Origin of the sequence: Candidatus Amarolinea aalborgensis, from assembly GCF_900491745.1 — a bacterium.
Lineage (GTDB): Bacteria > Chloroflexota > Anaerolineae > SSC4 > Amarolineaceae > Amarolinea > Amarolinea aalborgensis.
The window spans coordinates 54,648-69,772 of the sequence record NZ_UETR01000011.1; the positions used below are offsets into that span (position 1 = coordinate 54,648).

Here is a 15,125-nt window from a genome sequence, read left to right on the forward strand (position 1 = left end):
GGACGCAGATAAACGCAGAAAAACGCAGATTGGATCTGAGCAGCTCCTCAACGCAGCGCCTGCTGCCCAGCAGTATCGCCCAATCTGCGTGCGTAGCCAGCGTTGATCTGCGTCCTGTCTATGCCTGTGCACGCCTACATCCGAAAGAACCGGAGTTCTGGCGTGGGACGCAGATAAACGCAGATGAACGCAGATTCGAGCAAAAATCTGCGTGCGCAGCCAGCGTTGATCTGCGTCCTGTCTATGCCTGTGCACGCCTACATCCGAAAAACCGGAGTTCTGGCGTGGGACGCAGATAAACGCAGATGAACGCAGATTCGAGCAAAAATCTGCGTGCGCAGCCAGCGTTGATCTGCGTCCTGTCTATGCCTGTGCACGCCTACATCCGAAAAACCGGAGTTCTGGCGTGGGACGCAGATAAACGCAGATGAACGCAGATTCGAGCAAAAATCTGCGTGCGCAGCCAGCGTGAATCTGCGTCCTGTCTATGCCTGTGCACGCCTACATCCGAAAAACCGGAGTTCTGGCGTGGGACGCAGATAAACGCAGATGAACGCAGATTCGAGCAAAAATCTGCGTGCTCAGCCAGCGTGAATCTGCGTCCTGTCTATGCCTGTGCACGCCTACATCCGAAAAACCGGAGTTCTGGCGTGGGACGCAGATAAACGCAGATGAACGCAGATTCGAGCAAAAATCTGCGTGCGCAGCCAGCGTGAATCTGCGTCCTGTCTATGCCTGTGCACGCCTACATCCGAAAAACCGGAGTTTTGGCGTGGGACGCAGATAAACGCAGATTCGAGCAAAAATCTGCGTGCGTAGCCAGCGTGAATCTGCGTCCTGTCTATCCCTTTGCACGCTTACATCCGAAAGAACCGAGCGAGCTGGTCTCCTGACCAGCTCGCTCGGTTTTTTGCGCTCAGGCGCTTACGCCTCGTCGTTTAGCTCAAGGCCCTCCGCGGGCGCAGGTGGTTCGGCGTCCGGAGCCTTGCGTTTGCGCGGCGCGCGCTCACGCTTGGGCGCGGCTTTGCGCGTGGAGGGTCGCTTCGGCGCAGTCGCTGCGACCGGCTCCGTGGTCACGATTGCAGGCTCAGCCGCCCCATCGTCAGCTTCTGGCGTAGGCGGCGTGGCCGGCGCAGGCGTTTCTACTCGGCTTGGCTCTGCGGCCGCGGCCGGCGCAGGTTCTGGCGTGGCCGGCGCCAGGCCCAAGCGCTGCTTGCGCTCGCTCAGGCTCTCTTCGCCGTGCTCAATCGGCGCTTCGGGCGTCGGCGGCCGCAGCTCGGCGTTGCGCGCTTCGATTTCCTGGATCGCTTTGATGACGGCCATGGCCACCGTGCCGCGGCCGGTGTCGTGCCAATCCTCTACTAACGGCCGCAGCAGGCTGATCACCCTGGCGTGACCGATCTGCCCCAACCCTTGCGCAGCTAACTGACGCACTTCCCCGTCCCTGTCGGTCAGCGCTTCGGACAGCGCCTCCACCGCCAGCGGATCCGGCCCTAGCTTGCTCAATGACCAGGTGGCCGCGCGCCGCACCAGGCGGAACTCATCCCGCCGCCGCAGCGCCGCAATCAATGGGGCCACCGCCAGCGGCGATCCGACGCGACCCAACGCCTGCGCGGCGACCTGGCGCACGCCGGGAATGGCATCCTTCAACGCGGTGATGAGCGCCTGAATAACCTCATCGTCCTGCGCTTGGGCCAGCCGGCCCAACGCGGCGCTGGCGCTGGCGCGCACGCCGGGATCATCGTGCTGGGTCAACTCGATCAGGCGCGGGATCGCCGTGACCTCGCCCAGCTCGGCCAATGATTCGGCGGCCGCAGCCAGGCCAACGGGACTATCGCCAGCGAGGGTCTGCTGTAAGATTCCGATTGCGGCTTGACCGCCTACATCTTTCAAGGTCATCGCTGCCTCCCATCGGACAAACGGTTCTGCATCAAGCAGTAGATCGCCCAGGGCCGTTAGATCGTGACCGCTGAGCGGAACGTCGCGCAGCGCGGCCGCGGCCTGCCAGCGTTGGTGCGGAGACGGGCTTGCCAGCGCCATACGTTGTTGGCGCAGCCAGGCGCGCGCTTCCGGCTGCCATTGGAACCGGGTGTAGCGCAGGCCGCGCAGCACCTTTTCCTGCCAGCCTTGCAGCCGTCGGGCCAGGCGCTGCCAGGCGCTTCCTGCCTGGCGTGATGCTGGAATGGTCGCAGTCGTGTTCACGCGGGTTGACCTACAGAGACGATCATCATCGGGTGGGTAGTATACACGCAACCGCCGTTGCTGCAAAGAAACCCGTTGCGCAGAGAGCAGTTCCCCACGTGTGCTGCGCTGCCGCTTGTAAGCGGCTTTGGCCTATGACAGGTCACTTGCGAAAAAATCGCCTCTTGACAAACCGATCCCTTGGCCTTCCTCATCGTTCCATCGCTCTTCAGGGTGCCTTTGTATTCCACGGCTGGCGGCGCGCTCGCAACCTACGATGCCGAGAACCGGTTGACCGGCATCAGCGGCTCGACTCAGCATTCGGCGAGCCGCGCTCACGCCGAAGGCTCAGGGCAGGTCGTGGGGGGAAAATCGTTACACCCTCGGTGCGATGCCGATGCAACGCCGACCGGCGCATTGCGTTCACGCACGTGATTGTCCGCTAACGAAGCCCATTAGGCGCGATTTCAATTGCTCGCTGCGGGTCAACAGCGCAGCGCGTATGCATCGCAAGGTTGTTCGTGTATCGTGTTTCCGCTATAATGTCCCCACCATTTCCACCACGAGAGGCGTGTCATGTCTCCGAAACCGATCAGCGACAATACCTTGTTTTACGGCGACAACCTCAAGATTCTGCGCGAGTACATCACCGATGAAAGCGTGGACCTGATCTACCTCGATCCGCCCTTCAACTCCAGCCGATCGTACAACGTGCTCTTCAAGGACGAGAGCGGCCGCGAGGCCGAGTCGCAGATCATGGCCTTCGACGACACCTGGCACTGGGGCGAATCGGCCGCGCAGCAGTACGAAGCGCTGATCTCCAGCGCGCCGCCGCACGTGGCCGCGATGATCGGCGCGCTGCGCCAGTTCATCGGCGCTAACCAGATGATGGCCTACCTGGTGATGATGGCTGGCCGCCTGGTGGAACTGCACCGCGTGCTCAAGCCGACTGGCAGCCTCTACCTGCACTGCGACCCGACCGCCAGTCATTACTTGAAAATGGTGTTGGATGCAGTCTTTGGACCTCAGAATTTTCTGAACGAGATCATTTGGAAGCGAACAAGTGCCCATAGCAGCGCGAAGCGATACGGACCCGTTCATGACGTGCTCTTTTTTTACGGCAAATCTGAGATGTTTGTTTGGAACCAGCAATATGAGCCATTCGATGCGGCCTATGTAAGTACCCATTATCGTTCCACTGATGAGCAAGGAAGAGCTTTCACCCTGTCCGATCTGACGGCTGCGGGCACGCGTAACGGATCATCCGGCCAACCATGGCGCGGCTTTGACCCTGCTTCAAAAGGGAATCACTGGAAATACACCATCGAGAAGCTCGAACAACTTGATGCTGAAGGGCGTATTTACTGGCCTTTGCGAGGAGGATGGCCCCGATATCGCCGCTATTTTAGCGAAGTCAAAGGCGTTCCTATACAGGATGTTTGGAGCGATATCGATCCCATCAATGCCCAGGCGGCTGAACGCCTCGGCTACCCCACGCAGAAGCCGCTGGCGCTGCTCGAACGCATCATCCAGGCCAGCAGCAACCCCGGTGATTGGGTGCTCGACCCCTTCTGCGGCTGCGGCACGGCCGTGGCCGCGGCGCAAAAGCTGGGCCGGCGCTGGATCGGCATTGACATCACGCACCTTTCGATTTCGCTGCAAAAGTACCGCCTGGAGAGCATGTTCCCCAACCTGACCGTGCGCGTGGTGGGTGAGCCGGAAGACTTGGGCGCGGCCAGAAAGCTCGCCCAGGACGACCGCTATCAGTTTCAGTGGTGGGCGCTCTCCCTGGTGCGCGCCAAGCCAGTCGGCGGCGCGGCCGGCGTCAGGCAGGGCAAGAAGGGCAGCGACAAAGGCGTGGACGGCGTCATCACCTTCATGGACGATCGCAGCGGCAAGGCCAAGCGCGTGCTCGTGCAGGTCAAAAGCGGGCACGTCAAGTCAGGCGATGTGCGCGACCTGATCGGCGCGCTGCAAAACGAGGACGCGGCCCTGGGCGTTTTCATCACCCTGGAAGCGCCCACCAAGGAGATGGAGGCGGCCGCGCACGCCGCCGGCTTCTACGATTCGCCGGGCTGGGGCAAGAAATACCCCCGCATTCAACTGCTCACCATTGAGGAATTACTCAAGGGCAAAACGGTCAACATGCCACCCTCCGCGCAGACCTTCAAGCAGGCGCCGCGCGCCGACAAGGCGACCGAGATGAAGCAGCCGGAACTGGCCGGACTGACCGATGTTTAGCGCGGACGATTCTGTCCAGCGGTTGCTGCTCCTGAGCGACAATCCCGCCATGTTTTCATCCACGCCGCTGCGCATTGTGATTATTGCCGATGACCCCCTGGCTCGCGCGGGCCTGGCCGCGCTGCTGGCCGGCGAACCAGGCTGCCAGGTGATCGGTCAGACCCCGGCCGACGCGGAGCTGGCCGCCACGCTGGACGTGTATCGCCCGGATGCCGTGCTGTGGGACCTCGGCTGGGATCCGCAGCGCGTGACCGCGCCGGGCGGCAAGTCGGCCCTGGAGCGCCTGGCCGAACTGGAACGGCCCGAGCTGGCCCTGGTGGCCCTGGCGCCCGATCCGACCCACGCATCGGCCGTGTGGGCCGCCGGGGTGCGCGGCCTCCTCTTGCGCGACGCTACCTCAGACATGATGATTGCCGCGCTGACCGCGGCCAGGGCGCGCCTGGCCGTGTTGGACCCCGCCCTGGCCCCGGCGCTGATCATGCCCGCCGAACGCCCAACGGCCGCCCTGCTTGAGACGTTGACTCCGCGCGAGCTGGACGTGCTGCGCCGACTGGCCGAGGGCTTGTCCAACAAGGAAATTGCCCGCCAGCTCATCATCAGCGAGCACACCGTCAAATTCCACATCAACGCCATCCTGGGCAAACTGGGCGCGCAGAGTCGGACCGAGGCCGTCGTGCGCGCCACGCGCCTCGGCCTGGTTGCCCTCTAGTCTCAAGCACGCGCTTCAACCTAACCTTTTTTCCAGGTCGCACCCTCACCAAGCGGCGGAAGCCTGCGCACGCGGGCTGCGCGATACTGGTCCTGTTTGATTGGTAATGATGATTCACAGAGGAGAAAATCAGATGACTTCAGTTTTACAGGATTTTTCGGATGCATTGGCGCTCACCGTGGAGCAGGCCGGGCCGGCCGTGGTGCGGGTGGAAGCGCGGCGGCGCCTGCCGGCCACCGGCATCGTCTGGTCGGCCGCGGGCGTGATCATCACCGCGCATCACGTGGTTGAGCAGGATGACAATATCGGCATCGGCCTGCATGACGGGCGTACGCTGTCCGCGCGCCTGCTGGGTCGCGACCCCACGACCGATGTGGCGGTGCTGCAGGCGCAGCTTGGCAATGGGCAGTCTCCCCTGGCCGCGCCGACCTGGGCCGACCCGGCTAATCTGCGCGTGGGACACCTGGCGTTGGCTCTGGGGCGTCCAGGTCAGCGCGTGTTGGCTACCTTCGGCATCGTGAGCGCGCTCGGCGAGAGCTGGCGCACCCCGGCCGGCGGCGAAGTAGATCATTACTTGCAGAGTGACGTCGCGATGTATCCTGGCTTCTCCGGCGGCCCCTTGGTGGACGCGGCCGGCCAGATCATCGGCATGAACACCTCGGCCATGCTGCGCAGCATCAGCCTGACGATTCCCGCGCCGACGCTGCGCCGGGTGGTGGAAACGATCCTCTCGCACGGCCGCGTGCGTCGCGGTTACCTGGGCGTCAGCGCGCAGGCGGCGCGTTTGCCGGCCCTGCTGGCTCAGCAGTTAAACCAGGAAACCGGTCTGCTGCTTGGTTCCGTGGAAGCTGATGGCCCGGCCGACAAGGCTGGTCTCTTCATGGGCGACACCATCATCAGCCTGGACGAACAGCCCGTGCGCCATCTCGACGATCTGATGGCCCTGTTGAGCGGCGACCGCGTCGGCCGCGCCGTGGCGGCGCGCATCGTGCGCGGCGGCCAGGTGCAGACCGTCAACGTGGTCATTGGCGAGCGCAGCGCGTAATCCTGGAGAGGTGTGAGGAACACGCATGTCAAACATACTTTTGCAGTTGAACGATGAGGTTGCCGACCTGGTCGGCGGCACGCAGCGCAGCCTGGTGCAGATTACCAACGGTGGAATGCGCGGGGCCGGGTCAGGGGTGATCTGGCGCGCGGACGGCTTGATTCTGACGAACAATCATGTCGTGCAACGGCGCTCGCTCAACGTCACACTGCCCGATGGCCGTAAGCTGCCGGCCCGGCTGGTGGCGAGCGACCCAGATAACGACCTGGCCGTGCTTGGCATCGAGGCCAATGGCCTCCCCGTGGTTGACCTGGGCGATTCGCGTGGTCTGCAGCCGGGTGAACTGGTGTTTGCCCTGGGGCATCCGTGGGGGGTGCGCAATGTCGTCACCACGGGCGTGGTCATCGGCGTCGGTTCGCAATGGCCGGAGATGCCGCGCAGCTCACGCGACCTGGTGATGGTCAGCCTGCACCTGCGCCCCGGCAATTCCGGCGGCCCCCTGGTGGATAAGGTCGGCCGCCTGGTGGGCATCAACACACTGATGACCGGGCCGGATGTGGGCGCCGCCGTGCCCGTACACGTTGCCAAAGAGTTCCTGCGTCACTCCGTGCGCGTTTGATCTGAAAACGTCCAGAGCGATTGAAATTGCGCCTGACCGCGCACCGCCGGGCGTTCAGTTCAGAGCGAATGAATTCTCGCCTGATGGGCGTACCGCCAGGCGTCCGCCTGCGCGGACGCGATGTCGGCCGGCGCAGGCCGGCCTTGTGGCGGCACGCCCTTTCGGCCCGAATTCATTCGGCGGCTGCGAGCGCCGCCAGCGCGAATCTGCGTCCCGAACGATTGAAATCGCGCCTGACCGCGCGCCGCCGGGCGTCCAGAGCGAATGAATTCGCGCCTGATGGGCGTACCGCCAGGCGTCTGCCTGCGCGGACGCGATCTCGGCCGGCGCAGGCCGGCCTTGTGGCGGCACGTCCTTTCGGCCCGAATTCATGCGGCGGCTGCGAGCGCCGCCGGCGCGAATCTGCGTCCCGAACGATTGAAATCGCGCCTGACCGCGCGCCGCCGGGCGTTCAGAGCGAATGAATTCGCGCCTGATGGGCGTACCGCCAGGCGTCCGCCTGCGCGGACGCGATGTCGGCCGGCGCAGGCCGGCCTTGTGGCGGCACGTCCTTTCGGCCCGAATTCATGCGGCGGCTGCGAGCCCCGCCAGCGCGAATCTGCGTCCCGAACGATTGAAATCGCGCCTGACCGCGCGCCGCCGGGCGTTCAGAGCGAATGAATTCTCGCCTGATGGGCGTACCGCCAGGCGTCCGCCTGCGCGGACGCGATGTCGGCCGGCGCAGGCCGGCCTTGTGGCGGCACGCCCTTTCGGCCCGAATTCATGCGGCGGCTGCGAGCCCCGCCAGCGCGAATCTGCGTCCAGAGCGATTGAAACCGCGCCTGACCGCGCGCCGCTGGGCGTTCAGAGCGAATGAATTCGCACCTGATGGGCGTACCGCCAGGCGTCCGCCTGCGCGGACGCGATGTCGGCCGGCGCAGGCCGGCCTTGTGGCGGCACGCCCTTTCGGCCCGAATTCATGCGGCGGCTGCGAGCGCCGCTGGGCGTTCAGAGCGAATGAATTCGCGCCTGATGGGCGTACCGCCAGGCGTCCGCCTGCGCGGACGCAATGTCGGCCGGCGCAGGCCGGCCTTGTGGCGGCACGCCCTTTTGGCCCGAATTCATTCGGCGGCTGCGAGCGCCGCCGGCGCGAATCTGTGTCCAGCCCAGCGAGCGAATGAAATTGCGCCTGACCGCGCGCCGCCGGGCGTCCAGAGCGAATGAATTCGCGCCTGATGGGCGTATCGCCAGGCGTCCGCCTGCGCGGACGCGATGTCGGCCGGCGCAGGCCGGCCTTGTGGCGGCACGCCCTTTCGGCCCGAATTCATGCCGCGGCTGCGAGCGCCGCCGGCGCGAATCTGCGTCCAGCGAGCGAATGAAATTGCGCCTGACCGCGCACCGCTGCGTGTCCAGAGCGAATGAATTCGCGCCTGATGGGCGTACCGCCAGGCGTCCGCCTGCGCGGACGCGATGTCGGCCGGCGCAGGCCGGCCTTGTGGCGGCACGCCCTTTCGGCCCGAATTCATTCGGCGGCTGCGAGCCGCCAGCGCGAATCTGCGTCCAGCCCGGTTCAACCAGGCGGACGCAGATTTGCGCTAATTCACGCAGATACACACCGGCGCGGCGATCTCCGGTCTCCTCGTTACTCCCCGCTGAGATCGCCTCCCGTCGTCGGTAATCCGACCGGCGGCAAGATCTTGATGCGCACCGGCAGCGACTCGCCCAGCAGGTTGCCGCTGGCGTCGTTGGCCGCCACCTTGAAGTCGTAATCTCCAGGCGTCAGATCGGCTGGCACGATGAACTGCCAGGCGCCATCCGGGCCGACCTGCGCGGTGCCCAGCGCCTTACGGCCGGCGTAGATAGTCACCGTGCTGTTGGGCGGCGCTGCGCCGGTCAGCCGTTCGCCCGCTGGAAGCTGGCCGCCTGGCGGCAGGTTGATGGTGGGCGGCGCGGCCGGCTGTGCATCGGCCGCAATCGTGAACGGCAGCGGATCCGCAAAGACCTCACTGCCATCGGCGTCCACCGCGGCCAGGCGCAAGACATGATCGCCGACTGTGAGGGCCGCCGGCGGCACAAAGCTCCAGTTGCCCGTCGCATCGGTTGTGACTTCACCCAGAAGTTTGTCGCCATCATAGAGACGCACCTTGACGCCAGGTTCAGCCGTGCCGGCGAAAAGCGGCCGGCTGGTGTGCAGCGGCGAGACCAGGGGACTGGTCAGGGTCGGCGCTTTGACGCGCCCGCTGCTGGGCGTGCCAACCGGCGTTGGCGTGGCGGCGGGTGTTGCGCCCGGCGTTGTTCCCGGTGTTGCGCCCGGCGTGCCGCCGGCGCTGGGTGTTGCGCCTGGCGTGCCGCCGGCGCCGGGTGTGGTTCCTGGCGTGCCGCCCGCGCCGGGCGTGGTTCCTGGCGTACCGCCCGCGCCGGGTGTGGTTCCCGGCGTGCCGCCGGCGCCGGGTGTGGTTCCTGGCGTGCCGCCCGCGCCGGGCGTGGTTCCTGGCGTACCGCCCGCCCCAGGAGTTGCGCCTGGCGTGCCGCCCGCGCCTGGCGTTGCGCCTGGGGTCGTTCCTGGCGCGCCGGCTGTGGGCGTGGGTGAAGCGGCGTCTACGATCGTGATGTTGAGCGGCTGCGAAGTCGCCAAGGTGTTGCCGCTGGCGTCCACGACGCGGGCGGTGATGACATGGCTGCCGCTGCCCAGGGCCGGGAAGGGGAAGCGCCAGGCGCCATCCGGGCCAATCGTCGCTGCGCCAAGATCGGTGTTGCCATCGAAAATGCGCAGGGTGTCGCCCGGCCGGCCGGCGCCGGCGAGGTCGCCCAGGCTGCCAGCCGTCAACTGCGCACCGGGCGCGGGTGAGGTGATCGTGGGGATCACGACAGTCGGCGTTGCTGTCGCGGCATCCACGATGCTGATGTTGAGCGGCACGGAGGCGGCCAACAGGTTGCCGTTGGCGGCCACGGCGCGCGCCGTGATGACATGGCTGCCGCTGCCCAGGGCCGGGAAGGGGAAGCGCCATGTCCCGTCTGGGCTGACGGTCACCGCGCCAAGATCGGTGTTGCCATCAAAAATGTGCAAGGTGTCGCCCGGCCGACCGGCGCCGGCGAGGTCGCCCAGGCTGCCAACCGTCAACTGCGCGCCGGGCGCCGGCGAGGTGATCGTGGGCACCACGACGGCCGGCGTGGGCGTGGCCGCGGTCGCTGGCAGCACAGTGATATTCAGCGGGCCTGAGCTTGCCAGCACCTTGCCGCCGTTGTCCACGACGCGCGCAAACAGCGTGTGCTGGCCGGAAGTCAGCGCCGGCAGCGGCAGCCGCCAGTTGCCCTGGGCGTCAGCCTGCGTGTTGCCGATGGCGCTGTCGGCGTCGAAGAGGCGAATGTTCTGATTGGCGCGGGCCGTGCCCGCGGCGTCGCCCAGCCCATCGGCCGCCAACTGCGCGTTGGCGGTGGGTGATGTGAAGACCGGCGCAGGCGCCGGGTTGACGCGTGTCACCAGCACGATGAACAGCACCGCCAGCAGCAGTGCAGCCAGCACTTGCCAACGATCGAAGAGCGGCGTCCAGTACCATCCACGTTGGCGAAACATGACTTAAGCCTCCCCTAGTCTGGCTTTGGCCTGGCGAATCCAGTCGGCATAGTTCGGGCGACGCCAGGCGGGCGTCGGGCAGATCTGCGCCAACTGCTCCTCGCTGGCATCCGCCAGGGCGCGGTTGGTGCAAATGCCGGCATCGTACAGTTGACCTTCGAAGACAGCGCCGATGCCCTCCATCGTCTCGAAGTCGTCTGGCGCTGAGCCGTCCCACCCTCGACCGATCGAGTTCGTGGCTTCGGCGAGACGCCGCGCGTCGGCTTTGATGGCAGCCAGGTCTACTTTCTGAAAGCCCTTGATCCCAAAGATGCGGCGCAGCTCCTCGTCGTCCGCATTGGCCAGTTCCCAGAAACTGCCGATCCCCGCGGCGTACAGCTTGGCTTCGTACGACTGGCCGACGCCTTGCACTTTGGAGAGGTCCTGCGGACAGGCGGTCATGTGCGCCTTCTGATCGGCAGCCCCGCTGAAGACAGCTCCGCCGGCCGCCAGACCGGCGCCTAGTCCTGCCAGGCCGCTGATTGTGGACTCTTGTTGTCCAAATGGCGCGCTGCGACTGCCGTCGGCGGCCAGCTCTGCCTGCACATTGGCTGTTCTCACGTCGGCGGCCGCCGCTTCCGGGTGAGATGCTGCGCTGGCAAGCTGGCTGCGCAGGCTGTCCGCTTCTTCGAGGGCCGGAATTTGCGCGGGCCAATCGGCTCGCAGACTGGCCAGTTGGTCTTGCAGCGCGGCCTCGTGCGTGCGCGATTCGGCCAGGGCAGCTTCCAGCGCGCGATAGGCCGCATCACGCGCCTGCAGCACGGAGTCTAGTGAATCACGGCGGGCAGTGGTCTCGTTGAGCTGGCGGCGCAGGCTGTCCAGGTCGCCTTGCGCGGCGCCCAGGCTGGCATCCCGCGCCTGAAAATCGGCGCGCAAGCGGCTGATCTCATCTTGCAGGGCCGCCTCGTGCGTGCGTGATTCGGCCAGGGCCGCATCGAGCGATTGGTAGGCGGCCTCGCGCGCCTGCAAGGCGGCGTCGAGCGAATCACGGCGGGTGTTGGCGTCGCCTACCTGTGCGCGCAGCATCTCCAGTTCGCCCAGCGCCGCCGTCAGGCGTGCATCCACGTCCTGGCGACCGGATTGTAGGCCGCTGACCTGGGTTGTGGTATTATGCAGCTGCGTTTGCAGGCTGGACGCCTGACCGCGCGCCTCCGCCGTCGCAGCCTGGCAGGCCTGCAGCTCAGCCTGCAGCGAGGTCACGCGGGCTTTGACCGTGCTAAGGTCGCTGCGCAGGGCGTCCGCCTGGGTGCGCGTGGCCAACAGGTCGCGGCTGCGCTCTTGCAGATCAGCCTCGGCGCGCGCCAGGCGTTCCTCGCTGCCGCGGCGTTGGCGTCTGAAATAGAGCAGCTCCAAGAACCATTCGATGATGAAACCGATCAAAATGCCCAATACGAGGGCGGCTAACGGGCTGAAGTTGAACGAAATTGGCATAAACACCTTCCTTGTCTCGGCATCTGCAAGCACATGGCTGATTCCTGGACGGCGGCGCCCGCGAAGAGGGTGATGGGTCGCCAGGTGGTTATCTGGGCGATTGACAGGGATATTATAGCACAGCGGAATTAAAAGGTACATTACAAATGCCTGCAGCGGCCCCCGCTACAATAGCCGGATTGGCAGGCAGTCAACCCGTTGATGGTTGCCTTTGGCCGCAGCAGGGCAGGAAATCGGCGCCGATTTCGGAAACTAATCGGACATGCGGTGCGTTTTACGGGTTATGCTTCATGTGATGAGCGAACGCAAACTACGATGGCTGAGGCCAGGCCTGGTCATGCTGGCGATTGGCGCGCTGTGCGGACTCCTCCTGCTGGCCGTTGGCGCGCAGCGCTACGGTGGGCTGGACGGGCTTTGGCGCCGCGCGCAAGCCGCGCTGGGCGAACCACAAGCGCATCCCCTGTTTGTGCCGACGCCCCTGCCCACGGCCACGGTGGCTGCGATGGGTTTGCCGCCAGCGGACAGCATCCCGTCGCCTACGCCGCGCCAGCCGCGGCCAACATTGACGGCCACCCCTTGGCTGCCGACGTCGTCGCCGCCGTTGATCCTGCCCACAGATGCCACGCTGCCGCGCGCCGCGCCAACGACTGCGCCCACACCGCAGCTGCTTTTTCAACCGGCCGGGGCGCAAGTTTTGCTGGCTGGGGTGCGCCATGAGTGGCAGACCTGGAACAACTGCGGCCCTGCCACGCTCTCTTTTCAGCTCAGCTACTTCGGCAGCGCGCTGCGCCAGGAAGACATCCGCCGCGCCTTGCGTCCCAACAAAGAGGACAAGAACGTCAATCTGGGGGAAATGGCTGCGTTTGCCCAGTCCCAGGGTCTGCAAGCGTTGGTGCGCGCCCATGGCGACGCCGACCGCCTGCGCCTGCTGTTGAGCAACGGCTTGCCGGTGTTGATCGAAACCTGGCTGGAGCCGCACCCGAACGATGGCATGGGGCATTACCGTCTGTTGACTGGCTACGATGACGCCGCGCAGGTATGGATCGTCTATGATTCGTATGTCAGCAATGGCCTGAAAAAAGGCGATTCGTACCAGGGCATCCGCGTGCCCTACGCGGAGATGGAAGCGTTGTGGCGCATCTTCAATCACACCTATTTGCTTGTTTACCGGGCGGAGCAAGCGCCGTTGGTGACGGCCATCCTGGGGGCGGATGCCGATGCGGCCGCGGCCCTGCAGCACGGCCTGGCGCTCGCGCGGGCTGATGTGGACGCCCGGCCGCAAGACGCCTTCGCCTGGTTCAACCTGGGGAGCGACCTCACGACCCTTGCGCAGTTTACGGAGGCGGCCGCAGCGTACGACCGCGCGCGGCAGTTGGGTCTGCCCTGGCGCATGCTCTGGTATCAGTTTGGCCCGTTCGAAGCCTATTTTGAAGTAGGGCGCTATGCGGAAGTCCTTGCTCTGGCCGACGCCACGCTCAAAACCACGACCGATGTCGAGGAACTGTATTTCTGGCGCGGGCGCGCGCTGGCCGCGCTGGGCGATGCCGAGGGCGCGCGCCAGGCATTTGCACGGGCCGTGGCGCTGAACCCGCGCTTCGCCGCGGCCGTAGATGAGCTGGCGCGCTGAACAAGCGACCGTTGGCTTCGACGGACGATTTCAACGCAAGGGCGCCCTGTGAAAATGGTCGCGCCAGTGGTAGGTCACGCCTCCGGCGTGACGACGCTCTCGGCCACAGATCATGTTTCCCTGCGCCAGCGTCGTTCGGCCAGGAGACCGGACCTGCGGAAGACAACGCTGTTGCGAGCCAGCGTCCCAGGTAGGTCACGCCTCCGGCGTGACGACGCTCTCGGCCACAGATCATGTTTCCCTGCGCCAGCGTCGTTCGGCCAGGAGGCCGGACCTACGAAGACAACGCTGTTGCGAGCCAGCGTGCCAGTAAGGAAAATCGCGCATGACATTACGCGGACAGCCCACCTCACGATTCACACACATTGCCTGGAACACCCTGGTCGTGGCTGCCGCGTTTGGTCTGGCCGCCGCGGCCGGCCTGCTGCGCAACATCATCATTGGACGCCAATTTGGCATTGGGGCCGACCTGGATGCCTATTACGCCGCGTTCAAGCTGCCTGATTTGATTTTCAGCATCGTAGCCGGGGGCGCCTTGGCAACGGCCTTCATTCCCGTGTTTGCCAGGTTCCTGTCCGCCGATGACCGCGCGGGCGCCTGGCGTTTGGCCAGCGCCGTGACCAACCTGGTCGTCGTGGCCGTCACCGGGCTGGCAGTTGTTGCCGGACTGCTGGCGCCCTGGATTGTGCGCACGCTGATCGCGCCTGGCTTCACGCCCGCCGCGCAGACTGAAACCGCCGCCGTGATGCGCATCTTGCTGCTTTCCACGATCGTTTTTGGCGTCAGCGCGGTACAGGGCAGCGTCTTGCACGGCTTCAAGCATTTCTTGCTGCCAGCCCTGGCGCCGGTCGTCTACCCGCTCGGCATCGTGGCCGGCGCCGTTTGGCTCAGTCCAACGTTAGGCGCCCGCGGGTTGGCGGTGGGGGCTGTGGTCGGCGCGTGCCTGCACCTGGCGATCAAAATCCCGGCCCTGCTGCGCTACGGTTTTCACTGGCGCCCGGTGCTTGACCTGGGCGCGCCGGCCGTGCGCCGCGTCCTCTGGCTGCTTGGCCCGCGTCTGCTCGACCTGGGCGTCTTTCATGCGACGCTTATCATGATGACGAACCTCGCCTCGCGCCTGGGGCCGGGCAGCGTCAGCGCGCTGGAATGGGGCTGGGACGCGATGCAGCTGCCGGAGACGATCATCGGCACGGCCTTTGGCTTGGTTGCGTTTCCCACCCTGGCTGAACTGGCGGCGCAGGGCGACCTGGCCGGGCTGCGGCGCACCCTGCACCAGACGCTGCGCGTCGTCGTGGCGCTGACCGTGCCCGCGGCCGCCGGCCTGATTCTGTTTGGCCGGCCGCTGCTGCAGCTGCTCTATCAGCGCGGCGCGTTCGATGCCCACAGCACTGAGGCGGTTTACGTGGCGCTGCGTTTCTACGCGTTGGGCCTGGTGGGTCATTCCTGCCTGGAGTTGGTGGCACGCGCCTTCTTTGCGCGCCAGGACACGATCACGCCGCTGCTGTTGGCGGCGGCATCGGCGGCGGTCAACATCCTGCTGGGCCTGCTGCTCATGGGGCCGTTGGGCTTCGGCGGCCTGGCTCTCGCAAACTCGATCGCGGTCACGGCAGAAGTGATCGCGTTGTACGTTGTGCTGCGCCGGCGGTTGGGGGGAGAATGAGGATCGGAGATCGGAGATCA

9 protein-coding genes are annotated in these 15,125 nt (G+C 65.7%); 6 read left to right on the plus strand and 3 right to left on the minus strand.

Annotated features, from left to right (window positions below; translation table 11 throughout):
- Positions 1-924 precede the first annotated feature (924 nt).
- Complete coding sequence (locus tag ACPQ6D_RS14775) at positions 925-2,202, minus strand: HEAT repeat domain-containing protein (RefSeq protein WP_423225113.1); 1,278 nt, start codon at positions 2,200-2,202, stop codon at positions 925-927.
- Between the two features lie 555 nt (positions 2,203-2,757).
- On the opposite strand from ACPQ6D_RS14775, the gene ACPQ6D_RS14780 reads away from it, so the two are divergent.
- The 4 genes from ACPQ6D_RS14780 (at position 2,758) to ACPQ6D_RS14795 (ending at position 6,795) form a co-directional block, all read left to right on the plus strand.
- The gene (locus ACPQ6D_RS14780) at positions 2,758-4,422 is read left to right on the plus strand and encodes a DNA methyltransferase (protein WP_423225114.1); all 1,665 of its coding nucleotides are present in this window, start codon (positions 2,758-2,760) and stop codon (positions 4,420-4,422) included.
- Positions 4,415-5,131 carry a LuxR C-terminal-related transcriptional regulator gene (locus ACPQ6D_RS14785; RefSeq protein ID WP_423225115.1) on the plus strand — a complete coding sequence of 239 codons (717 nt, stop codon included), beginning with the start codon at positions 4,415-4,417 and terminating at the stop codon, positions 5,129-5,131. The genes ACPQ6D_RS14780 and ACPQ6D_RS14785 overlap by 8 nt, the downstream gene beginning before the upstream one ends.
- A gap of 133 nt (positions 5,132-5,264) precedes the next feature.
- Complete coding sequence (locus ACPQ6D_RS14790) at positions 5,265-6,176, plus strand: S1C family serine protease (protein WP_423225116.1); 912 nt, start codon at positions 5,265-5,267, stop codon at positions 6,174-6,176.
- A 25-nt stretch (positions 6,177-6,201) separates the two neighbouring features.
- On the plus strand, positions 6,202-6,795 hold the full coding sequence (locus ACPQ6D_RS14795) for a S1C family serine protease (protein ID WP_423225117.1): 594 nt from the start codon (positions 6,202-6,204) through the stop codon (positions 6,793-6,795).
- 1,621 nt (positions 6,796-8,416) lie between these two features.
- Here the strand turns inward: ACPQ6D_RS14795 and ACPQ6D_RS14800 are convergent.
- Positions 8,417-10,348: an Ig-like domain-containing protein gene (locus ACPQ6D_RS14800; RefSeq protein WP_423225118.1), complete on the minus strand. Its 1,932-nt coding sequence runs from the start codon at positions 10,346-10,348 to the stop codon at positions 8,417-8,419.
- Between the two features lie 3 nt (positions 10,349-10,351).
- Entirely contained in the window at positions 10,352-11,818 is a 1,467-nt protein-coding gene (locus ACPQ6D_RS14805) for a helix-hairpin-helix domain-containing protein (RefSeq protein ID WP_423225119.1), read from the minus strand.
- Between the two features lie 295 nt (positions 11,819-12,113).
- On the opposite strand from ACPQ6D_RS14805, the gene ACPQ6D_RS14810 reads away from it, so the two are divergent.
- Together ACPQ6D_RS14810 and murJ are read left to right on the plus strand one after the other, a co-directional pair.
- Complete coding sequence (locus ACPQ6D_RS14810; RefSeq protein ID WP_423225120.1) at positions 12,114-13,445, plus strand: C39 family peptidase; 1,332 nt, start codon at positions 12,114-12,116, stop codon at positions 13,443-13,445.
- 325 nt (positions 13,446-13,770) lie between these two features.
- The gene (murJ, locus tag ACPQ6D_RS14815; RefSeq protein WP_423225121.1) at positions 13,771-15,105 is read left to right on the plus strand and encodes a murein biosynthesis integral membrane protein MurJ; all 1,335 of its coding nucleotides are present in this window, start codon (positions 13,771-13,773) and stop codon (positions 15,103-15,105) included.
- Positions 15,106-15,125: the final 20 nt, after the last annotated feature.